The following is a 20,256-nucleotide window of genomic DNA, read 5'->3' as shown; positions in this document are numbered from 1 at the left end:
GAATGCCTCGCTACCAACTCCGCGACACCACCACCTACCAGCTCCTCGCCCAGGACCTGCCCAACTACGTCGCAGCCGAAGCCGCGCTCGACCGCCTCGACCACGAACTCGAACACGCCCTGCATCGCAACGGCGAAGGAGCTGGCCGAATCCGGCTGCGCCTCGACATCGAACGCGTCACCGGCGGCATTGCCACGGCCGTCGGGCACCATGTTCTCCTCCTCGGCGTCAACGACGCGGAGCTGTTTCCCCGTCTGTAACAGCCGCAGCCCTCGCCGATACTCGGCACCGGCCACCGACCTTCCGCTCCGAGCACGCCCGGGTACAAGGAGACCAAGATGACGCTCCGCACTCCGATCGGCACGGCGCACGCAGTCTCATCTGACGGATCCGTGACTCACTACACCGTCCACGCCGCCGACACCGACGTCCTGCACGTCACCCGCGGCGACGCCGACGCCGGGACCAGTTCCAGTGGATCAATCTGCACACGGACCCCCACGCAAAGGAGTGCCGCCCTCCACGGCGTGAGGCTGCTGCCTGAGGAGGAAGTCCGGTAGTGGCGTTGTTGGACGGCTGACACTCCGGTCAGCGCCGCCCGGAAGCAGTGTCAGAGGCTTCCCCTAGGTTCACCTCATGAGTTCTTCTTTGAGTGTCTACCTGCTCGATGTGGCCGCGACGCGCGCCTTAGTCGGGTCCCGCGATGACCAGCTGCTGGAGGTGATCCTCAGCAATTACGGGGATGAACTGTGCCGCGACGGACGACTACTTCAGTGGCGAGATCGAGCGAGGCGCCCCCACGGCGTACGAAGCTCTGCAGGCCGTACTCCATGGCGGTCCCTTCAGCGACGACCAGGAAGTCGCCTTCCAGTACGGATACGCGTACGAGCGGCTGTGTGAGCTGACCGGGTCGTTTCTGGACAACAGCAGTTTCACCCCACACCGCGGAGACTGGCTGTCCGTGGTCGACCAGGGCCTCAAGGCTCTGGTCATCACGGCCGTGTCCGTCGAGAGTTTCAGCAACAGCGACCTGCCCGACCCTCCGCCGTACGCCCACACACCGGGCTGCGGCGAATGGACATCCGCCCAAATCACCAGTGCCCTCGCCCAGTTCGAAAGCTCCAAGCAGGCGATCGACGCTTCGGGCCAGGCACCGCCCCTGGAGCCGGAAGTCGTCGAAGCCGTCACGCAATGCCTCGACTGGATGCGCCACGCAGCGGCAAAGCCAGGCTTCGGCGTGATCGGCTTCCGCGCCTGAGACGCAGCGCACGAGACGATCCGCATGCGGGTCTACATGCGGGTCGACGTCCACAGACGCGTGTCCGGACGGTGCCTCCCAGATTCTTGTGGCCGAAGTCCAGGCGACAGCGTGAGTGCCATGAATCCTGGGGCACCTGTGCCAAGGCTCCGTAGTTGTCACCGGCGTCACCGCATAGGCTGCACACAATTCAGGTCGAGTGACTGTCAAGAGTTGTGGATCAGGGCAATGAGGGTGGGATCGTTCGCGTCGTGTGTTCCTGGGACTCTCTGACCATCACCGAACAGACGCTGATGCGTCGGGCCATGGCCCAGAATCCGTTGGCCGGGACGATCCAGGCCAACGGTATGGCCCTGCGCTGGGCGGGTGCCGAGGACGCCCCGCCTCCGCGCAGCTACTCAGAGACCGAGCAACGGGAACTGGTCCCGCGACTTGGTGCAGTGGTCCTGGGACTCGCCGATCGTGGCCTCGTTAGCGTCCAGGAGGCTGAGGGCCGTTTCCCCGCCGCTTCTGACCCTGCCGTGGCTGGCGGGCAGCTTCATGCCGTTCTCGCGGACCCGGCCAACTGGCTCTGGAATCCCAATTCATCTCGCCGCTTCTATCTCGCTGCCCCGGACGCCGTGCGTGAACAGTGGGGCAACGATGTGTATCCGACGGCGGACGCCATCGACCTTCCCGCCTGGGACGAGCTGAGCATCGCCCAGCGCGAAGTCCTGGTCTGTGCTGCTGAGGCCAGCGGCATGCTGACCGGCCCGTTCGGCATCTGGGAGGATCCGCCAGGCGACCAGAGTGACGCAGAGCGTCTCGATTGGATCGACCGGCAACTCACCCTACTGGTCCCCTTTGTCCGTGCCAGCTGGATCGAGGTCCAGCACCACCCCGACGCTAACAGCGACGCCTTCACCGTGATCCCCATCGGCAGCCTTCGCTCCGCCTTGGCTGATCCCAGCGTCTGGTACGAAGGTGACGACTGGGGCGTCGGCGTCGGTTGCACCTTCACCCTCGCCGGACTGGCCATCTGGCGCGGCGGCTGGAGCCACGCCTGGGGCAGCCGCCTGAACGCCGACTGACGGCACCGAAGGGCTGACCCCTGGGCCGATCAGTCCGCGACCGTCTGGGGGCGCCCGACCATTGTGGCCGCGTCGGCTCAGCACCGCACCCGAGGGAGAAACTGCCAGCACTCGCTGGGCCCCACCCCGCCATCTTCTGCCATTACGGGAGCAAGAAGGCGTGGGAACCGCCCCCGCCGACATCTGCGGGACGGACTCCGCCATGCCCTCCTCTCCCGATCGGGCCCGCCTCGTGGGCCCCTCAGAGATCGGCGAAGAGTTCGGCGTGAGCACGGGAACGGTCACCCTTTGGTACAACAACCGGGAGACCACGGGCTTCCCGGACACCGCCGGCAGCAAGGGCCGGGCACGTCAGTGGGAGCACGGCGCGGTCAGCGACTGGTTCGCGGCAAAGGAGAAGCCCCGCCTGCAGGAAGCCGGCGCAGCGATCGCCGGCGACCCGGACGAGCTGCTGAACGCGACCCAGGTCGCCAAGATGCTCGGCTACAAGAACGCCAACCAGATCACCAACTATCTGCGCAACAACCCGGGCTACTTTCCCGAGCCCGACGTCGTGGAAGAACTCGGCACGTCCGAACGCCCCTGGATTCGCAAGAAGTGGCGGCGCTCGACCGTCGCCGGATGGGCTGCCACCCGCCGCGGCAAAGGGAACCGACGTGACCTTGCCCGTGAGCAAGTATTGCCTGAGGTCTCCCCCGACGGTGACCCCGACGAGCTCCTGCCGGCCCCCGCCGCGGACGCGCTGCTCGGTTACAAGAACACCAGCAGCTTCAGCAGTTCATTGTCGCAAGGTCTTCTGCCCCGCCTCAGAGAAACTGACGGCACCCTGCCTGCCGCACGGGGGAGCCGCCCCGCCTGGACCCGCCGTCGTATCCTCGCCCAGGCTGCAGAGCGTGAGAGCAGGACCAGAAGGACTTCGTCCCCCAAGGGTGACGTGCAGACACGGTGTCTGGTCAGGGTTGTTGATGCCCAGGCGGGCCAGAAAACACCGTCCGGTGGCCGGCATGGAGGAGTCGCCAACTCCTCCCCCGCGGCGGCACACGCCGCCGCGGACCGGCCACTGCGAACCCTTGCCCAAGCAGGAACCGGCCCCCTCGCCCCGACGTCCAGGCCGTCAGCCCAGGGCAGCGCCCCGCAACGGTGCCGAGCAGGAAAGCGGCGCGCGAGGATGGGCACATGGACGACCTCTTGAAGTTCCTCCGTGCTCGCATCGAGGAGGACAACCACGCCTACGCCTACGTCGCCCAGACGTACGGCGGCGAAGCCTTGCTCGACAGCCACCTGTCCTTGCTCGACCTCATCGACATGCTGGCAAGGCAGTGCAAGGACATGGACCCCTCCGACGCGCATGGCGCGGGCCTCACCTACGCGATTCGTGTCCTTGCCCAGTCGTATGCGAAGCACCCCGCCTACCAGCAGGAATGGCGCCCGTAGAACACTTTAATGAGCCAGGGGCCGATCTCGAGCCATGGCCCGGGACGGCAGTGACGTCTGCCTGCGCGGCGTTCACTCGACCTGGCCATCGAGTGCGCCGGCGCCCGTCTCGATCATGGCCTTGAGTCGGGCCGGGTCATACAAGGCCCCCGGGGAGGTTGGGGGTGCGGCCCACTAAGCTCGCACGGGTTCCATCCGGCTCGTCGTCCCCGACCCGAGGGACGCCGATGTAGTGGCTGAGCCCGAGATGCACCGCATACCGGCCAAGGCTCGGGCCGGACGGGGAGCAGGGCACCAAGGCGTAGAAGCGGCGGCTGCGCGGGTCGTGGATGACGGGGCCGTGCAGCGGCTGCAAGACGGTGCTGGCGGTCGCCGGATCCGCGCCGGACGCGAGGGCGTACACCAGCTCGTCGGCCAGGCGGGCGGCCAAGAAGCGGCGGCCCAGTGCGAGGAGGGCGATGTGTCCGTCTGCCCATTGTTGCCGTGCGTCGTCCGGCCTGTTGAGGCTGTCGGCCAGCCACGCCGCGACGGCGGCGCGCATCGAGTGGACCGGCGACACCGGCAACCCGCCAGCACTCCACTTCGACGAGACCTACAGTGTGCCCCCGAAGAGCGACAAGGTGTTCTACCGGATGGAGCTGTAGGGCTGCCGGGCTGGAGTTTGTGACCTTGCTTCGACGCAGCTTGCCGTCATGAGGCGGTCGCGCCAGCAGGGGCCGGGTGTCCGGCCGCCTTGCCGGTGGCATCACGGCGCATGGCAGTCATGCCCAGGTCGGCCAGGCGAGGAACGAAAGCGACGTCCAGCGGTTCGATGGGATGCAGCAGGCCGCGCCCACAGCACTCGGCGAGCCATACCTTGATCTCCGCGTCGGGATAGGCGGGGTTGACGCCGATCTCTCCTTTGGGGAGAAAGCCGTTAAAAGGTGTTGCGATGCCGTTGCCGTTCCAGTAGCTCCACGCCGGGAGGGCTTTGGCCTGCTCGAAGGCGAGGTAGAGCTGCGGGTACCTGTCGAGGATCCGCATTTCGCGGAAGACCGATTGACCCAGCAAGGCGGGTGCGGTCAGGGCGAGTTCGTCGAACATCGCCTCGCGGAAGCTGTACGCGGTGACGTCCTGGTGGGGGGCGAGAGCGATGGCCGCGAACAGATGGGCGAGACGGTCGCGGGTGTAGGCGGCGGCGTTGGACACCAGGTGGGGTTCGATGCGGGCGATGAGTTCGCACAAAAGCGTGTGGCTGGGATGGAAGCGGGACAGGTCGAAGAGCTTGTCCATGCCCGTCACTGCAGAAAAGGCCAGCCGCTTGTACAGGCGGTTGTTCATCTCTCCGGCTGCGGCGCAGGTTCTGGTCTCGGGGCTGGTGGAGTGCAGCATCAGGTACTCGGAGAGGACCTCGAAGTACAGGTAGCCCAGGAACGGCAGGCCCGGTACGGCGGCGGCGAGCTGGTCGACGAAGGCGGCCGGAGGCGTGCGGGTGCCGGAGGCGTTGGCCAGGAGCAGGTCGAGGAACGGAGCGGTGCGGCGGATCTGTTGTTCGGCGGTGTGCCGCAGTCGGGCGTCTTCCGTCTCGGTGAGGAAGCTGCGGTGTTGGAGGTAGGTGCGCAGGTGGATGCAGCCCAGGCGGAGGTAGTCGATGCCTTTGGCCGGGGCAGGGCGGGCGGGGGTGACCTCAATGGTCAGGGTCCGGGTGTGGGGTTTGGTCTGGAGCAGGTAGGCGCCCAGGTTGTGAGGGCGCAGGCCTGCGGACTCTGGTGTCAGTGGGGCGCAGTACAGGGCGGCGACGAGGCAGCCGGAGGAGACGTGCAGCTGGCCGCTGCGGCGGATGTCGTCGAGCGCGGTCGTGGTGTGCATCAGGTGGATCGGGCGGCCGCTGGTCAGTGTCTCCGTCATGGTGTTGTCCGTCAGAAGCCAGCCGTTCGGGGTGTCGTGGAGAAGGCGGCGCTGCCAGTCGGTCTCGGTCTCGGCGAGGCCGGACGGTGCCCGGCGGATCGGTGCTTGGGTGTAGTCGGTATGGGCGTCGTCGAGTTCGGTGTCCACGGTGAGTTCTCCTACAGGCCGCGGTTGAGTGTCTGGAGTGCGTGGTGCAGGGCGTGGGCGTTGTCGGCGCCGTCCAGGCGGGCCCTCTCGCTGCGGGTGACGAAGGCGAAGGCAGCCGCGGGGGCCCAGGTCGGCAGGCGGCGGCGCAGCCGGGATGTATCTGGCCACCAGCGCTGGAGGGGCAGGCGGTAGCGGTCCAGGCAGTCGGCTGCCTTGAGCACGTCCACCAGATGCGGGGATGCCTGGTAGGCGCGCTGCTGCCGGTCGGTGAACTGCGCGAACGGCACGTCGTGCAGGGCTATGGCGGTCGCGGCGCGGTGGAGGGTTTCCCGCGGCACAGCGCGGCCGAGGGCGTGCGTGACCGTGTCGGCGTTGTGCAGGAGCCAGTCGGCCGCGCGCTGCCCGTGGGCGGGGTCGTCGCGGTCGTTGTGACGGCGGCAGTCGTGGACGGCTCCCGCGGCGCAGGCTGCTGCCGTGTCGTCGGCGTCAAGCCGGTACTCCTGGGCCAAGAGTGCGGCCAGCAGGCTGACGCGGGCGTTGTGTCGCACGCCGTGGTTGGAGTCGGCCAGGTCCTGCCGGGTGAACCAGGAAGACGGCGGTACGAGCATCAGCCCGGACCGTGGGAAGCTGGGGGCAGCGTCGAAGTTCGCCGGCCGGTTGCTCTCAATCCACTCCAGCGTCACGTGGTCCATGGGCTGGTGGGCGGGCAGGCGGCGCTGTTGGGCGAGTTCTTGCAGGCTGGCGATCGGCTGCGGGGCTCGTGGGGACACGGTGTTCCTTCCACGGACAGATGGGTACGGGCGGGCGTGAAGCTGGGTGTGGCGATCCTGACCATGGGCACGCGTCCCAAGGAGCTGGCGGATCTGCTGGCGTCGGTGCATCGTCAGACGGTTCCGGCGGCCCGGACCGTGGTGGTCGCGCAGGGCTGCGAGGTGCCGGAGCTGCCGCCGTGGGTCGAGACGGTTCACCTGAGCGAGAACCTCGGGGTGACCGGCGGCCGCAATGTCGCGCTTGATCACCTGCGCGACATGGACCTGGTACTCGACCTGGACGACGACGGGCTGCTGGTTGCCGACGACGTCTTCGCCACCATTCACACGCTCTATGGGGCTGAGCCCCGGCTGGGCATCGTCGGCTTCCGCATCGCGGACGAGACCGGAGTGACCCAGCGCCGGCATGTGCCGCGGCTGCGGGCTGGTGACCCGATGCGCGGTGGCTTGGTGACCGGCTTTCTGGGCGGCGCGCACGTCCTGTCGCAGAAGATGCTCACCGAGGTCGGTGACTGGCCGGACGCCTTCTTCTTCGCGCACGAGGAGACCGACATGGCCTGGCGGGCGATCGACGCCGGCTGGCAGGTCCGCTACGCGCCGGAGCTCCTGTTGCAGCACCCGCGGACGTCCCCGGCCCGGCACGCGTTCTTCTATCAGGTCAACGCCCGCAACCGGGTCTACCTCGCACGCCGCCACCTCCCGGCCCCCCTCGTCCCCCTCTACCTGGGCGTGTGGGTGGTGCTGACCGTGGCCCGCACCCGAAGCCTTGGCGGACTGAGGGCGTGGTTCGGCGGATTCGCCGAGGGCTGGCGCACACCGTGCGGGCGGCGGAGGCCGATGCGCTGGCGCACGGTGTGGAAGCTGGCTTGCCTCGGTCGGCCACCCGTGATCTGACTGTTTCACGCCACGGCCGTCGCCTGGGCCCGGGCCGCCGTGTGGAGCCATTCCGGGATCGCCTCGGGCGTCTGTCGAAGCCACCGCACGTAGCGGTCCACCCCGTCCTCGACGGTCACTTGGGGCGTCCAGCCCAGCAACTGGCGCATGCGCGTTGTGTCCGCGCAGCCTCCAAGCGGATCGTCCTGCGGCCGGGGCGTCTCGATGACCTGCGCGTCGGGGTAGTGGCGTCGCACCTGGTCCGCGATCTGGCGGATGGAGGTGGCGCGGCCAGTACCGACGTTGAGCGTCGCCCGGTGCGCGTCGCCGGCGACGGCCGTGAGGAGCGTCGCGTCGGCGATGTCGTCGACGTGCACGAAGTCACGGACCTGCCCGCCGCCGCCGTTGAGGTGCAGGGGCAGACCGAGCGCGGCCCGCATCGCGAACCAGGCCACTACCCAGCTGTGGCTGTTCTCCTTCACCACCTGCGGTTCGCCGAAGACCGAGAAGTACCGCACGACCGCGTACGAGGCGGCTGCGCTGCTCAGGGCCAGGGCAGTCTGGTGCTCGCCCCACAGCTTGGTGTTGGCGTAGACCGACCCCGGTGTCAGCGCGTCGTTCTCACTGAACCGGGCGGCACGGCCTTCTGATCTGGATCCGAGGCCGTAGACGCTCGCCGACGAGACGAAGACCAGCCGCTTGAGCGTGCAGGAATGCCGGGCCGCCGCATCCAGCACGGTCTGGGTTCCGTGGATGTTGGCCGCGAGAGCCGCCGCCGGGTTGCGCGTGCACTCCGCGACATCGGCCAGGGCCGCGGCATGGATGACGAAGTCGCTGCCTCCGACCAGGTCGTCCATCAGCGCGGCATCGGTGATGTCGCCCACGATCACATCCGGGTCACGCGGGGAAATGTTGAAGACGGAGGAGTAGACACCGGAACCGTACGCGTCCAGGCGGCCCACGGCCACGGGCCGGGCACCCAGCCCACGGAGCCGGTGCACGATGCGGCTGCCGACCAGGCCGAAGCCGCCCGTCACGGTCACCCTCGCATCCTTCAGATCAGCCAAGCAGTCCACGGTGTTCATGCAGGTCCACCCCTTGTACGTCGAGGCCGCGCCCGGTGTGCGGCACGCCCCCAGAACAGCAGCGCACGCACCCCCGCCCCAGGGGAAAACTGTGTGCCCGGCGTGTGCTCGCCTGGCCAACCACCGGCGTGCCGCTGCGCGTTGCGGCATGGTGGGACGGGAAGGCATCGGCGCTGGCGTTCCGGGGGCAGCATGGACATGGACCGACATCCGCTGACATACCTGCGCCGGCAGCGTCACTGGTCGATGGGCGACCTCGCCCGGCTTCTGCGCACCGAGGCCAGGGCTCTAGGACTACGCAGCGGCATCGACCGCAACAGGATCTGGCGCTGGGAAACCGGCACCACGCCCACCGCGGAGAGCCAGGTCCTGTTGGCCTGCCTCCTGGACGTGCCAGCCGCCGTGATCGCACAGCTCCCGTGGCCCCACTGGCTGCCCGCCTTCGAACAGCCCGCCGAGTTCAGCCCGTCGGGAAGCCGAGCAGCCCTGAGAGAGGTTCAGGTCACCCGCATGGACCGACGATCCTTCCTGGTCTTCAGCAGCAGCGCCTTGGTCGATGCCGCCGCGAACTGGGCCCGCGTCGAACCCGATCACCTGAACCGGGCTCTCGACGGTCAGGGCATCGATGCCGAACTACTGGAATGGCTGGAGCAACGCGCCAGTGAGCTGAGCGCGATGCCCATCGGGCTCGGCTCGCCCGTCCCCGCGCTCATCGACGCGCACCTGCACACCGCGATCGAGCTCATCGCCCAGGACCGCCACACCCTGCCCCAGGGACGGCGCCTGCACACGGTGGCCGCCAACCTGGCCCACCGCGCCGGCTGGCTCCGCTTCGACGCCGACCGCCACGCCGACGCCCAACGCCACTGGCAAGCCGCCGTCCACGCCGCCCACCAGGCCGACGACCGGGACCTGGCCGCAGCCACCCTCTCCGACCTCGCCTACCAGGCAACCTGGCTCGCCCGCCCCGCCGACGCCATCCGCATCCTCGAACACGCCCGCACCCGCACCCGAACACCCGCCGTCCGCTCCCTGCTCGACGTACGCCGCGCCCGAGCCTGCGCGATCCTCCAGGACCGCTCCGCAACCACACACGCCCTTGCCTCAGCAGAAACCGAACTGGAGCGCATGCGCCCTCAGTCGACACCCGCCGTGGTCTCCTGGATGTCACTCGCGGACGTCAACGCAGACGCCGGACGGTGCTGGCTCGACCTCGGCGACCCCAGCCGCGCCAACGCAGCCATCGGCACCGGACTGGCCGAACTGGACCCACGCCGCGCCCGCACCAAAGCCGTCTTCCTCACCTACCGAGCCGAAGGCGCCCTCCACAGGCACGACGCAGCCGCAGCCGCCACCGACGCCCGCACCGCACTCGACACCGCCCTCGACTCCGGAGCCGCACGCTGCATCGAACTCGTCTCCGCCTTCATCACCCGCCTCGACCAGCGCAACGAGCAACCCCTCCTGGAACTCAGCGAGTACGCCGGCACCCGGCTAGCCCGATAGCGCGGCTTGTACCGCCGAGGGACGTGCGGTCTGCGTCCTGTCTCTGAGACGACGTGCTGGGCGCCGTCTGTCCAGAGCAGCCCGGTCCGTGAGAACGCCCGGAGTGCCCTGCGCGGCTGCGATCTCATCGGCGATGATCGGCACGGTGATCCATTCCGTGGACTGCACTGGGCGGTGCTGCATGTTCGGAAAGCCAAGGGACTTGGGGTGCTTGCCCAGGGTCGTCGCCGGCCCGCAGGCCCGACGCCTTCTCCACGATCGGCACCAGCAGTTCCTCAGTGCAGCCGGGATAGGTCGTGGACTTCAGGATCACGGTCACGCCTGGGCGAAGGTGCTCGCCCAGGGGCCGGGCGCAGGTCTCGATGTAGGTCAGTCGGGAACGCCGTGCCGCAGCGGGGCCGGCACGGTGATCACCGCGATATAGAAACCGGCCAGCGCGGAAGCGTCGGTGGTCGCCGAGTAGGTCCCGGCGTCCAGCACGGGGCGCAGCCGCGCGGAGGTCACGTCCTCGACGTAGGAGTGGCCGGCGATGAGCTGCTGGACCCGGTGAGCGTCCACGTCGTAGCCGATCGCGCGGTGCCCCACCTCCGCGGCACGTACAGCCGGCGGAAGCCCTACATAGCCCTGACCAGCGACGGCTATCTGCATGTCAGCTCCTCCTCGGTGCGGTGCTTGAATGAACCGTCATTCCTGATCTGGCAAGGAGATGTGCTGTGCCTCTGGTGTCTGTCGTGATGCCCGTCTACAACTCGGCGGCCACCCTCGGCGCGGCCGTCCGATCGGTACTCACGCAGACGCACAGCGACGTGGAGCTGCTGATCACCGATGATCAGTCCTCCGACGGCTCGATGGATCTGCTGCGCGAGTTCGCCGCCCAGGACGAGCGCGTACTGCCCCTGTCGGCGCCCGAACGGGGTGGTGCGGGCCGAGCCCGCAACTTGGCTATCGAGCGGGCCCGCGGGGATTACGTGGCCTTCCTCGACTCCGATGACATGTGGCTGCCCGAGAAGACCAAGAAGCAGCTCGCTTTCGCCGCCGAAGGCGATGCGCCGCTGACGTTCACCAGCTACTTCAAGATGGACGCCGACTACGACGGCGAGAGCACCGACTGGGTCCCCAACGAGCGGGTGATCCGCGCGCGGGCGCACGTGGACTACCGCGCGATGCTGGTCCGGGACCGCATCGGTGCTCTCACCGCCATGTACGACCGCAACGCCCTGGGCACCAGGCTCATGCCAGAGATGCGCAAGCGACAGGACTACGCGCTGTGGTTGTCGATCATGCGGGACGGCGCCGACGCCCGCGGCCTGGCCGAGCCGCTTGCGGTGTACCGGGCGGGCCAGGCGGGATCGCTGTCCTCCAACAAGATGTCCTTGGTCAAGTACAACTGGTCGCTGTACCGCGAGCACGAGGAACTGTCGGTCCCGCAGGCGACGCGGGCGCTGGCCGGAGCTGTATGGCAGTCGCTGCGCAACTCGCGCATCTAGCGCGAACAGACCCGGGGAGCCGTACACACGACCGATTCCGGGTCTTCCCGGCCGCGCCCCGCCCCGCGGCTCTGCCGCGTGTTCGAAGGCTGGCCCTGCAAGCGGGACTCGGCGGGGCACCGGTGCGCCTTGGGCCGGCTATGCGCCCGAGCCGTCGCCGGCCCCCGCGCGCAGGAAGAGCTGGAGGAGCAGCCGCTGACGACGATCTCGGCGGAGACCAGCCAGGCGTGGGGGCGTTGGACCGGCTTGAGGGACAGCGGGCGGTGGACTCACGGTCACGTGCTGACCTCTCCCATGAAGCGGCGTCCCCCGACGGCCTGCCTGCGGCGAGGCACGCGGCAACGTGCACGGAGCTGGTGGATGCGCTCAGTCTTCGGGCCAGTTGTGGTAGGTGAGGCCTCCGGGCTGCGTGAGGCTGCCGGTCAAGCCGATGGCAGGGTATGGGATCAGGTTGTCGGGCAGGTCGTGCTCGGCGAACCATTCCAGGGCCAGACATTTGTCGGTTTCTCGGTTGACCACGTCGCCGGCGTACTTCGTGGTCTCGAAGAAGAAGCCGAGCCGGTCGGGTGTGCCGTCACCCTGGTGATGGATGACGGTGTGCTGGAGCGTCAATGTCTCGGGGTCGGCTTCGAGGCCGGTCTCCTCGTGAAGTTCGCGGGCTGCTGCCTGCGCAGGAGTCTCGTTCTCGCCGCGTTCGAGCTTCCCGGAGGGCAGGTGCCACTGGCCGTATCCGTAGGCGCCGCCGCGCTGGGAGAGCAGGATTTCCTGCCCGTTGCGGACGATGATGTGGACGTCCGTGATCGGGGCGGTGACGGTGGAGGTGCTGTCGCTCATGGTTTCGGATTCTCTAACTTGGCTGGAGGAACAGTTGAGTTGACGCTAGCGCCTGGGGCGGATGCGGCGTGGGCGATCGCGTGGGCGACGCCCTCCGGAGTGAGGCGTGTGGTGTCGATCGTCGCGGTGGGGTAGCCGAGTTGGCTGAGGACCGGAACGGCTTCCCGGTAGAGCTCCAGCTCCCGCAGGGTGCTCTTGGGGTCGAGCTCGAAGCGGTGCCGGGTTCCGCGTTTCTCCAGCCGGGCCAGGATCACGTCCGGATCCGCGAGGAGGATGACCGCAAGGTCGGGGACTGCCAGCTGCGCGTTGATGGTGAGCAGGTAATCAATGCTCAGCCCGTCGAGGCGTTGCAGGACCAGGGTGGAGGGCAGGTAGCGGTCCAGGAGGACGGTGTGGCCGACCTCGAGATGGGGCTGTATTTCGGTGTCGAGCTGGTGGAAGCGGTCGGCTGCGACGGCGAGCGCCAGGGAGCGGCCCTGCATCTCGTTGGCCATGTGCCGGATGGTGGCTCCGAAGGGGTTGGGTGAGGGCTGGGTGGTGGTGTGCACGGTGTGGCCTGCGGCGGTGAGCAGCGGTGCCGTGTGCTGGATGGTGGTGGACTTTCCGGTGCCGCCGGGTCCGTCCACGGTGATGAACAAGCCTCTGTTCATGCGGTGGCCTGCGGGGTGTGGGTGCGCTGGTACTGCTCGCGCATGAGGTCGACGAGGTGCTGGTCGAGTTCGGGCAGCGGAACTTCGCCGAATTGGAGGCCGGTGGTGAACTGGTACTCGTCCCGGCCGCGCATCGCTTCGTCGGCACCTTGGGACGTGAGGTCGACATCGCTGTAGGACTGCATCTGCTGCGGGTCGTAGCCCTGTTTGACGAGGTCGTCCCAGATGGGGGAGCCCGGGTAGGGGCGGAAGGTGAAGATGCTGGCGCGGAAGGTGCCGCGGAGCTGGTCGGAGAGTTTCCACAGGTCGCGGATGTGTTTGATGGTCGCGGCGATGTCGCTGTGGCTTTCGCCGGGGTAGCCGAGGATGAAGTACCCCTTGACGCTGATCCCGTGGGCCAGCAGGCGGCGGGTGACCGTGAGGGTCATCTCGGCGGTGATTCGCTTGTCCATCGCCTTGAGGATGCGGTCCGAGCCGGATTCGATGCCGAGAGCGACCTCGCGCAGCCCGTTGCGGGCGAGCGTTGCGAGCATGGCGTCGTCCTCGCGGGCCAGGATGTTGATGCGACCGGTGGCGTCCCACACGTACCGCTCACCGACCCGGGCTTGGGTGAAGACGTCCATGGCTGGGTGGATGACGCGGCGCAAGCCGAGGAAGAGGTCGTCGACGGCGCGGAACGCGGTGACGCCATACTCGTCGTGCAAGAAGTCCATCTCGGCGAGGATGTTGAGCGGATGGCGGGTGCGAATGGTGACTTCTGGGTTCATGCTCGCGGCGGCTCCGCAGAACCCGCACTCGTACGGGCAGCCGCGCGAGCAGACCAGGTTTGCCTCCAGGCGGCCGTCTTCTGCCAGGTATGGGTCTTGCGGGAGGAATGATCGGTCGACGAAGGGGAGTTCGTTGATGTCGGGTGCCAGCCAGCGGGCGGACGTTTTGGGGTCGGGGATGCCGCAGGCGGTGGTGTTCAGCAGCCGGTCGCGCCACATGACCTTGGCCATCTCGGCGCGGCGGCGTACGTCCTCTAGGAGGGCGGCGACCCGGGTCTCGCCTTCACCGAGGATCAGAGCGGACAGGTTGTGGAACCGGTCATCGCGCAGCACCATTTCGGGGGCGGCTTTGGCATGGTGGCCGCCTGCCATGACCAGGACGTTCGGGTCGAGGAGGGAGGCGATGTGGGCGGAGATGGCGTAGGTCGGGGCGAGGAGGTTGAAGCCTGCCCAGCGCGGCCGCACCGCGTTCACGATGTCCGCGGTCTCCTGGATGCCCAGACCGTGGGCTTCCGCGTCCAGCACTCCGGTGTTGAAGCCCTCCCGCTTGGCGTAGGTGGCGATGTATCCCAAGCCCAGGACCGGCAGGGTGTAGTCGTTGACCCGCGGGCGCTTGCTGTAGTCGCGCAGGGGCGCGTTGACGAAGACGGCGTCGAGGGGCCGGGTCGAGTCGGCGCCGGCGATGAAGTCGAGCTGTTCAGTTCGCGGTAACTCCGTGCTCTGTGTGCTCTGTGGCGCGGGCATGAGCCCCCCAGGTGAGTGTGGTCAGGGTCAGGGTGTGCAGCTGGTGCGGCTTGGGTCCGGCGAGCTCCAGCCAGTGCTGGCCGAACTGCTTGTCGCCGGCGGGCCAGGGGTGGTCGGGGGCGATGCGGGCCGCCCAGGTGCGCACGGCAAGGTCGTTGTGCGGGTAGACGCTGAAGTCACCGGTGAAGTCAGCGGCGGCAGCAGCGGCCGTCCACGGGCCGATCCCCGGGACCTCCGTGAGCGCCGCTACGAGATTGCTGGGGGTCATGGACGCCCAGCACTGGTGATGCTCAAGGTAGGCGGCGGCGGCCGCGCGGAGCTTGGAGCGGTGGAATTTCGCGCCGACCGCCTCGAACGCCGCATCGGACAGGTCCAGGGCCCGCTCAGGGGTCGGGGCGACCGCCAGGGTTGCGTGCGGTGCGGTGACGGGGGTTCCGTGGGTGCTGCACCAGCGGCGGTAGACCTTGCGAGCCTGGTCGGCGCGGACGACCTGGCGCAGGATCGCGGTGGTCACCGCGTCCCACAGCCACGGGTTGGCCAGACGATGCGTCTGCCCGAGATCACGCAAGGCCCCAGCGAGGGCGTCCGGCGCCCAGTCAGGCAGGTCACGCGGATCGGTTGCCAGGGTGCAGGGCTTGGCGTCCTCGTCGCCTTCGACGCAGCTCGCTTCTAGCCCGTCAGCAGTCCAGGCAAGGGCCCACAGGCCATTGCCGCTGCGCACGGCGCGTACCGGGAGGTCATTGTCGCCGTACTGCCATGCGGGGTGATCGAGCGTCAGAACGGTGCTCACGGTGTGCTCCTTGCCGGTGGTGCGGATGGTGCGCCCATGGTGTCGCGTGAGCGGGCGGGCGGTGACCGTCTCGTCGATACCGGCAGGCGGCGGATCATCCGATCACTCCTTGGGCCAGGAGCTCGCTGCGCATGGCGCGGTACTCGTCCAGGCGGGCGGGCCGGGAGTGTTGCGGTGCGTCGCCGGGGTCGGCTGGCGCGGGCCAGGAGGTGACCGGGGGCATCAGATCGGTAGCCGCGTGCGAGGTGGGCTTCCAGCGTGGGCTGTGCACGAACAGGGTGACGGTGCCGGGCAGCATGACCGCCTGGTGCACCATGGCGTGCCCCAGGGTGTAGCTGGAGCCGGGCTGTTCCACCGAGACGACGCTGGGCAACAGATCGTCGCCGGAGAAGAATCCCTCCCAGGCGTCGGTGCGGCGGTGTACCGCGTGCAAGTAACCGCCGCGCAGGACGCGGCTGGAGAGGTGATAGGCGTGGTCGTGCGGGACGAGCTGGTTGGCCGAGCGGGGGTTCATGATGCGTACCTCGAAGCCCCGCTCGGGGGCCTGATAGACGCACAGCCGATTGAGCAGAAGGGTTACGCGGCTGCCGTCGAGGCGGGCTGGATCGCGTTCGATCTCGTCGACGAGCTGGGTCAGCAGGCGCCGGTCATCTGCCAGCCGCTCCAGCAGGGCCTCGCTGCTGGACTGGAAGGCCACAAGGTCGGCGGCATTCTGCAGGGAGGGCCAGCCGTCCAGCCAGTGCCGTCTGGTCCTCATCGGCCACCTTCCGTGGATGGCGCGTAGGCCAAGCGCAGCAAGCCGCCGAGTTCGGCGTGGGCGCGGCGGGCGACGTCGCGCACCTCGGTCGGCGACAGCGGCAGCCGATCCCTCACATGGACCGGGCGGTCGCGGGTGACGACGACCTGCATGCTGTCCTGGCTGCTCTGCAGGCAGCAGAGGGTTCCCTGGTGGCAGGCGAAGATGCTCTGAGGTCCGAACGTCCGTGCATAGTGGGGCTGTTGACTGTCGATGTCCTGTTGATGCCGGTACACCGCAAGGTCGACACTCCCGCTGAGCGTGATGACGACCACGGTGCCCGCGAGCTGACGCGGTGCGGCATGTCCAGGTCCGGACAGCTGTAGGAACGTGGTGAGGCCACCCGCGGTGCCGTTCTCGGGCGTGCCGGTCAGCAGGTAGAGGTGGCCGTTCGCCTGGAAGCCGGTGCCCCGGCCGGAGCCAGCCGCGGCGATCTGGCCCCGCAGATGCTCGGCCATCGGGTAGGCCCAGTGGCGGCGGGCGCCGCAGGCAGCCAGGTCGGGCAGATCAGTTGGGTCGGGTCCTTGGTCCAGGAGGGCCAGGGCGATCGGGGGAAGGGACAGACCGTTCAACGCGGGTCCTTTCTCCGGTGTGATGAGGGGCGGGCCCCGGGTCCTCCCCGTGCGTCCTTCGATGAGGAGGTTGGCCACGGCCCGGCTGATGGGCTGTCCGGTCGCCTGCTCCATCGACCAGGTCTTTTGGTTGATGGGCACGGGACGAGGAGTGCGTTAAGTCCGCCGTGCGCAGCGCTTCGACGGCAAGGCGCGTTCAAGCCGTCTCCAGCGCGGGGCCGGTGTGGCGCACGGTTGTCGCCTTACGTGTGGCGGATCGGCCGTCCGCATGGGTGGGCCGTCACTGGCCGGCGGTCCTGGTCACACCGTGCGGAAGTAGTCGCTGCTGTACGTCGGCGTGACCGGGCCTCGCGGGACAGCTCTGCGAACGGGTTGGTGACGTCGGCAGGAGACATGGTTAACGAGCGAGCGACCTGCGACACGAACAGGCGTTGACCTCGATGGAAGGACCCGTACTGGATGCGGTAACGGATCCGCTGGGCGACCGGCTTCGCATGCCTGACCTGAACCTAATGCTGCTCACGCATGTCCGTATCTCCTTCCGGTCGTCGAACCCGTGCCAGGCCGGGGAGTTCGTGGGCCGACCGGGCCGCCGCCTTCCTCGGGAGGTGGAAAGGAAAGCGGCGGAACCAGACAGCGGCCGCACACGGTGTCCGGAGGGGGCACCGGGCTCGGCGGGCACGAAGCAGGGAGGGGCCAGAGCTGAAGCCGTAGCTCTGGTTGGCCTGCTTCATGCCCAGGTCCGGGCCCCTGTGAGTCCCAGACCGTTCTTGGTTCTCTCAGGCGGCGAAGCCACCGAGGGGGGGGTGGCCGCGCCATCGCGCAGGGTCTTCTTCCCTGCGCTGGGCGGCCATAGGATGGCAACGACCAGGGCGAGCGCCGCACTCATGAGGTCTTCTCAGCCGGACGCACGGTCGAGCTCCCGAGGGCCGCCACGAGACAGTGGGCGCTGTCGAGGTCGAGGTCTCCGAGCGTGATGCTGGGGCCGGTCCCGCATTTCTCGCAGTAGGAGTGGACGGCGGTGGCCATGGCGCAGCCCGTCGCTTTCACCGCCACGTGCAGGCGCTCCTCGACCTGGAACGCTTCTGGGTAGTCGGCGTTGTCGAGATCCCCGTCGGGTACGGGTGCTCCGTCGAGGACACTGGCGAGGATTGCCGCACTCCGCACGCTGACGTCGCCGAGCGTGATCCGCAGCGCACGCACATCGGGCACGAACTCGATCCCGTCGCCGACCAGTCCGTGCCTCTGCAAGGCCGTGCGTAGGTAATCAGCGGCCTCGGTGTACTGGTCCAGGGCTGTCCAGAGCATCTCCGCCAGGGTGTCGGCCCCTGCCGTGTCCACATTTCTGATGTGGATGACGGGTTCGTGCCGGAAGATCCGGACGCTCAGGTCTCCGATGGCCATGGCCGTCAGCAGGCGGTTCAGGTTCTTGCGTACGGCGATGGTGTCACCCACGGACATCGCCGGCCTGTTCACGGAGCGGGAGAGGCCAGGGGCGGCGCTCCCAGCGGCACCCGCCTCCAACAGGATACAGAGCCGCACGGCCTCGTGACCGTCCAGGTTATGGAGGTGTGTGAGCCCGTCGCCGTCGACCGCCGGGTCCAGCGAGCGAATGTCCGCCGCATGCAGCGCCCGGCGAAGGCGTAAGCACGCGTCAACAGCGGTGGTGTGGCTGGTCTTCACGGAAGCTCCTTATGTGCCCCTCGGGGCTGTGCTGGAGCCCTCTGAGGGGGGTCAGAAGGCCGACTGGAATCCGGAGACAGACGGCTGGGCGGCTGCCTTCGGCGCGGTAACGCGGGCCAGGGATACAGGCGTGCGCCCGCGGGCTTGTTCCTGGGCGCGGGCCGCGAGCGGCACCCGCCGGGGCGAGGCAGAGGCGGTCATGTTCACGGCGGCGGCCGCCGACACGAAACCATTCATGGCGCTCCGGTCACTGGGTGGGATTCGAGGGAGAGCCGACACAGCCCGCCGCCTCGTAGGGCCGGGGGATGACGGCCCGACAGGCGGCGCTGCGCGGGGGACGCCCGTCAGGGTCGGCCGCTGCCTGGAAACCACATCCGCGCAGCCGGACCGTGCCGGGACCTTGATACCGCCTGCCGGCCGGGCCTCCGTCACGGGCGTCGGGCCCCGGCACCGGACGGCAGGCGGATCCTGTTATCGGGGGTACTGCAGGATCACCGCAATCACGGACCCGTCCAGACTGACGTTGTACTCCGTGCTCCGCCATCCCGTGCGGAGGGTCTGCACCTCGTGCTCGGTCAGTCCGCGGTGGGTGAGCCTGGACGGGAGTTGCTCGATCACCGGAGTCACGATGTAGACGACACCGTCGGGCGTCAGCCAGCGCCGGGCGTCGCCCAGCAGACGCTGCAAGTCACCGAAGTAGGCAGCAGAGTGACGCATCGTCACAATGTCGAAGCATCGCGGCGCCAGATGCAGAGGGATGGCGTCACCGGTGACGTCCCAAACCCCGAATCGGGGGGCAGTGATCTCGGCGTCGCCCTTGCGACGAGGGCCTGCCCACTCGTGGCCTTGCGTAAGCGCGGTCGCCTTCTTGATCGCCACGTGCGAGAAGTCGAAGCCCATGACGTCCAGGCCCAATTTGGCGAGCTCCCGTGTCCAGGAACCGGTTCCGCATCCGAGGTCTACAGCCCGCATCCCGGGCTCCGCCTTCACATGGATCCGGAAGAGCTCCAGCTCGTCCTCGTCGACCGGCACATACTCGGCGCCGTGCTTGAAGGCCCGGTCCCAGTGCGCGGCGTCTCTGCGCCGTACGCCCACAGCTGTCATGCAGCATCGTCTCCTGTGCTTGTAGCGATGAACCGGGCCAGCCGGTCGGGATGGAAGCGGCGATCCAAGGACTCACCAGACGGCACGCCGAACAGGTTGACCTCGCTCGGCTCGGGCAGCTCGGGCAGCAACTCAGCAAGGTCGTTGACCGGCTCACGACGCGATAGCTGACGGGGTTTCACAGTTCTCCTCAACGGACGGTCAAGATGAGCGGGGTCATGCCAGCCCCGACAGCGATGACGATCAGGATCTGCACCAGCCACTGGCACCAGCCACACCGCCGCCCGTCCATGTAGCGGACCAGGCGCTTCATGCGGCAGCCGATTCGGGATGGACAAGGGCGGTGAAACACATCCGCTGGTGGACGAAGCGCAGCTCGACTTCGTACTCGGCGTCATCACGGCTGATGTGGCTGCGGTCGAGCACCAGCACCCCATCGGCGAAACCCTCGTGCAGCATCTTCCGGGCCTTCCTCCACTGATCCGACGCCTGCGGGGCCCGCGGACCACACCAGTCCACCAGCTCCTGCCAGGCCCGGACCTCCCAGCCCCTGCGCTTCGCCTCAGCACGCAACAGTTCCTGCAAGGGCGCCGGATCAACGCCGGGCATCGTCCTCACGTAGGTGATGACGCGTCGCGAACGTACCCTCGACCGGAACGTGAGAGCGGGCTCGTTGAGCGCTTCACGCAGCCGCCTCAGGCGCACACCGGGGTCGAGCGAGACCCGCGGGCCGCCAGTTCCGTAGCGCCTGCTGTAGGCGTTGTCGATGTCCATCCATGACGTATCGGGTAACACGACG

General features: G+C 68.3%; 26 protein-coding genes and 1 pseudogene. 10 read left to right on the top strand and 17 right to left on the bottom strand.

Annotated features, from left to right (window positions below):
- The first annotated feature begins 2 nt into the window (after positions 1 to 2).
- The 7 genes and pseudogenes from OG522_RS40735 to OG522_RS40710 all read left to right on the top strand — a co-directional run bounded on the left by OG522_RS40735 (position 3) and on the right by OG522_RS40710 (position 3,762).
- Positions 3 to 260 (top strand): hypothetical protein, encoded by a 258-nt coding sequence (locus tag OG522_RS40735; protein WP_329468581.1) that lies wholly within the window; start codon positions 3 to 5, stop codon positions 258 to 260.
- Between the two features lie 78 nt (positions 261 to 338).
- Complete coding sequence (locus OG522_RS40730) at positions 339 to 560, top strand: hypothetical protein (RefSeq protein ID WP_329468579.1); 222 nt, start codon at positions 339 to 341, stop codon at positions 558 to 560.
- A 76-nt stretch (positions 561 to 636) separates the two neighbouring features.
- Positions 637 to 711: pseudogene (locus OG522_RS41515) on the top strand (DUF7691 family protein); the annotation flags it as partial.
- Between the two features lie 31 nt (positions 712 to 742).
- On the top strand, positions 743 to 1,258 hold the full coding sequence (locus OG522_RS40725; protein ID WP_329468577.1) for a DUF7691 family protein: 516 nt from the start codon (positions 743 to 745) through the stop codon (positions 1,256 to 1,258).
- Between the two features lie 215 nt (positions 1,259 to 1,473).
- The gene (locus tag OG522_RS40720) at positions 1,474 to 2,328 is read left to right on the top strand and encodes a hypothetical protein (protein WP_329468575.1); all 855 of its coding nucleotides are present in this window, start codon (positions 1,474 to 1,476) and stop codon (positions 2,326 to 2,328) included.
- 265 nt (positions 2,329 to 2,593) lie between these two features.
- Entirely contained in the window at positions 2,594 to 3,520 is a 927-nt protein-coding gene (locus OG522_RS40715; protein WP_329468573.1) for a hypothetical protein, read from the top strand.
- Positions 3,505 to 3,762, top strand: coding sequence for a DUF6221 family protein (locus tag OG522_RS40710; protein ID WP_329468572.1), 258 nt, complete (start codon positions 3,505 to 3,507; stop codon positions 3,760 to 3,762). Before OG522_RS40715 ends, OG522_RS40710 begins: the two co-directional genes overlap by 16 nt.
- 136 nt (positions 3,763 to 3,898) lie before the next feature.
- Here the strand turns inward: OG522_RS40710 and OG522_RS40705 are convergent, their stop codons facing one another.
- The 3 genes from OG522_RS40705 to OG522_RS40695 all read right to left on the bottom strand — a co-directional run bounded on the left by OG522_RS40705 (position 3,899) and on the right by OG522_RS40695 (position 6,566).
- Positions 3,899 to 4,303 (bottom strand): hypothetical protein, encoded by a 405-nt coding sequence (locus tag OG522_RS40705; RefSeq protein ID WP_329468571.1) that lies wholly within the window; start codon positions 4,301 to 4,303, stop codon positions 3,899 to 3,901.
- Positions 4,304 to 4,452: 149 nt separating this feature from the next.
- Entirely contained in the window at positions 4,453 to 5,796 is a 1,344-nt protein-coding gene (locus tag OG522_RS40700) for a hypothetical protein (RefSeq protein WP_329468570.1), read from the bottom strand.
- Between the two features lie 11 nt (positions 5,797 to 5,807).
- A complete protein-coding gene (locus OG522_RS40695) occupies positions 5,808 to 6,566 on the bottom strand; it encodes a hypothetical protein (RefSeq protein ID WP_329468569.1) in 759 nt (252 codons plus the stop codon).
- Between the two features lie 63 nt (positions 6,567 to 6,629).
- Between OG522_RS40695 and OG522_RS40690 the strand changes: the two genes are divergently transcribed.
- Positions 6,630 to 7,460, top strand: a complete 831-nt coding sequence (locus OG522_RS40690; protein WP_329468667.1) for a glycosyltransferase family 2 protein — start codon at positions 6,630 to 6,632, stop codon at positions 7,458 to 7,460.
- 5 nt (positions 7,461 to 7,465) lie between these two features.
- On the opposite strand, the gene OG522_RS40685 is transcribed toward OG522_RS40690, so the two are convergent.
- On the bottom strand, positions 7,466 to 8,515 hold the full coding sequence (locus OG522_RS40685) for an NAD-dependent epimerase/dehydratase family protein (protein WP_329468666.1): 1,050 nt from the start codon (positions 8,513 to 8,515) through the stop codon (positions 7,466 to 7,468).
- A 207-nt stretch (positions 8,516 to 8,722) separates the two neighbouring features.
- On the opposite strand from OG522_RS40685, the gene OG522_RS40680 reads away from it, so the two are divergent.
- On the top strand, positions 8,723 to 10,030 hold the full coding sequence (locus OG522_RS40680) for a helix-turn-helix domain-containing protein (RefSeq protein ID WP_329468567.1): 1,308 nt from the start codon (positions 8,723 to 8,725) through the stop codon (positions 10,028 to 10,030).
- A gap of 124 nt (positions 10,031 to 10,154) precedes the next feature.
- Here the strand turns inward: OG522_RS40680 and OG522_RS40675 are convergent, their stop codons facing one another.
- Together OG522_RS40675 and OG522_RS40670 are read right to left on the bottom strand one after the other, a co-directional pair.
- Positions 10,155 to 10,373 (bottom strand): hypothetical protein, encoded by a 219-nt coding sequence (locus OG522_RS40675; protein ID WP_329468664.1) that lies wholly within the window; start codon positions 10,371 to 10,373, stop codon positions 10,155 to 10,157.
- Positions 10,374 to 10,399: 26 nt separating this feature from the next.
- Positions 10,400 to 10,678, bottom strand: a complete 279-nt coding sequence (locus tag OG522_RS40670; RefSeq protein ID WP_329468566.1) for a hypothetical protein — start codon at positions 10,676 to 10,678, stop codon at positions 10,400 to 10,402.
- Between the two features lie 65 nt (positions 10,679 to 10,743).
- On the opposite strand from OG522_RS40670, the gene OG522_RS40665 reads away from it, so the two are divergent.
- Positions 10,744 to 11,517: a glycosyltransferase family 2 protein gene (locus tag OG522_RS40665; protein ID WP_329468564.1), complete on the top strand. Its 774-nt coding sequence runs from the start codon at positions 10,744 to 10,746 to the stop codon at positions 11,515 to 11,517.
- Between the two features lie 366 nt (positions 11,518 to 11,883).
- On the opposite strand, the gene OG522_RS40660 is transcribed toward OG522_RS40665, so the two are convergent.
- From OG522_RS40660 to OG522_RS40610, 11 genes are all read right to left on the bottom strand, one after another.
- Entirely contained in the window at positions 11,884 to 12,351 is a 468-nt protein-coding gene (locus OG522_RS40660; protein WP_329468563.1) for an NUDIX domain-containing protein, read from the bottom strand.
- Positions 12,348 to 13,001, bottom strand: coding sequence for a dTMP kinase (gene tmk, locus OG522_RS40655; RefSeq protein WP_329468562.1), 654 nt, complete (start codon positions 12,999 to 13,001; stop codon positions 12,348 to 12,350). Before tmk ends, OG522_RS40660 begins: the two co-directional genes overlap by 4 nt.
- Positions 12,998 to 14,512 carry a B12-binding domain-containing radical SAM protein gene (locus tag OG522_RS40650; RefSeq protein WP_329468561.1) on the bottom strand — a complete coding sequence of 505 codons (1,515 nt, stop codon included), beginning with the start codon at positions 14,510 to 14,512 and terminating at the stop codon, positions 12,998 to 13,000. Before OG522_RS40650 ends, tmk begins: the two co-directional genes overlap by 4 nt.
- Positions 14,466 to 15,302, bottom strand: coding sequence for a hypothetical protein (locus OG522_RS40645; protein WP_329468560.1), 837 nt, complete (start codon positions 15,300 to 15,302; stop codon positions 14,466 to 14,468). Before OG522_RS40645 ends, OG522_RS40650 begins: the two co-directional genes overlap by 47 nt.
- A gap of 94 nt (positions 15,303 to 15,396) precedes the next feature.
- The gene (locus tag OG522_RS40640) at positions 15,397 to 16,059 is read right to left on the bottom strand and encodes a hypothetical protein (protein WP_329468559.1); all 663 of its coding nucleotides are present in this window, start codon (positions 16,057 to 16,059) and stop codon (positions 15,397 to 15,399) included.
- Positions 16,056 to 16,811 carry a hypothetical protein gene (locus OG522_RS40635; protein ID WP_329468557.1) on the bottom strand — a complete coding sequence of 252 codons (756 nt, stop codon included), beginning with the start codon at positions 16,809 to 16,811 and terminating at the stop codon, positions 16,056 to 16,058. The genes OG522_RS40640 and OG522_RS40635 overlap by 4 nt, the downstream gene beginning before the upstream one ends.
- Before the next feature lie 744 nt (positions 16,812 to 17,555).
- Positions 17,556 to 18,353: a hypothetical protein gene (locus OG522_RS40630; protein WP_329468554.1), complete on the bottom strand. Its 798-nt coding sequence runs from the start codon at positions 18,351 to 18,353 to the stop codon at positions 17,556 to 17,558.
- A 51-nt stretch (positions 18,354 to 18,404) separates the two neighbouring features.
- Positions 18,405 to 18,590 (bottom strand): hypothetical protein, encoded by a 186-nt coding sequence (locus OG522_RS40625; protein ID WP_329468552.1) that lies wholly within the window; start codon positions 18,588 to 18,590, stop codon positions 18,405 to 18,407.
- Between the two features lie 234 nt (positions 18,591 to 18,824).
- Positions 18,825 to 19,457: a class I SAM-dependent methyltransferase gene (locus tag OG522_RS40620; RefSeq protein WP_329468550.1), complete on the bottom strand. Its 633-nt coding sequence runs from the start codon at positions 19,455 to 19,457 to the stop codon at positions 18,825 to 18,827.
- Complete coding sequence (locus tag OG522_RS40615) at positions 19,454 to 19,639, bottom strand: hypothetical protein (RefSeq protein WP_329468548.1); 186 nt, start codon at positions 19,637 to 19,639, stop codon at positions 19,454 to 19,456. The genes OG522_RS40620 and OG522_RS40615 overlap by 4 nt, the downstream gene beginning before the upstream one ends.
- A 127-nt stretch (positions 19,640 to 19,766) precedes the next feature.
- Positions 19,767 to 20,231, bottom strand: a complete 465-nt coding sequence (locus OG522_RS40610) for a hypothetical protein (RefSeq protein WP_329468546.1) — start codon at positions 20,229 to 20,231, stop codon at positions 19,767 to 19,769.
- Positions 20,232 to 20,256 lie beyond the last annotated feature (25 nt).

Origin of the sequence: Streptomyces sp. NBC_01431, from assembly GCF_036231355.1 — a bacterium.
Lineage (GTDB): Bacteria > Actinomycetota > Actinomycetes > Streptomycetales > Streptomycetaceae > Streptomyces.
This window is presented reverse-complemented; position numbering and strand designations above follow the sequence as displayed.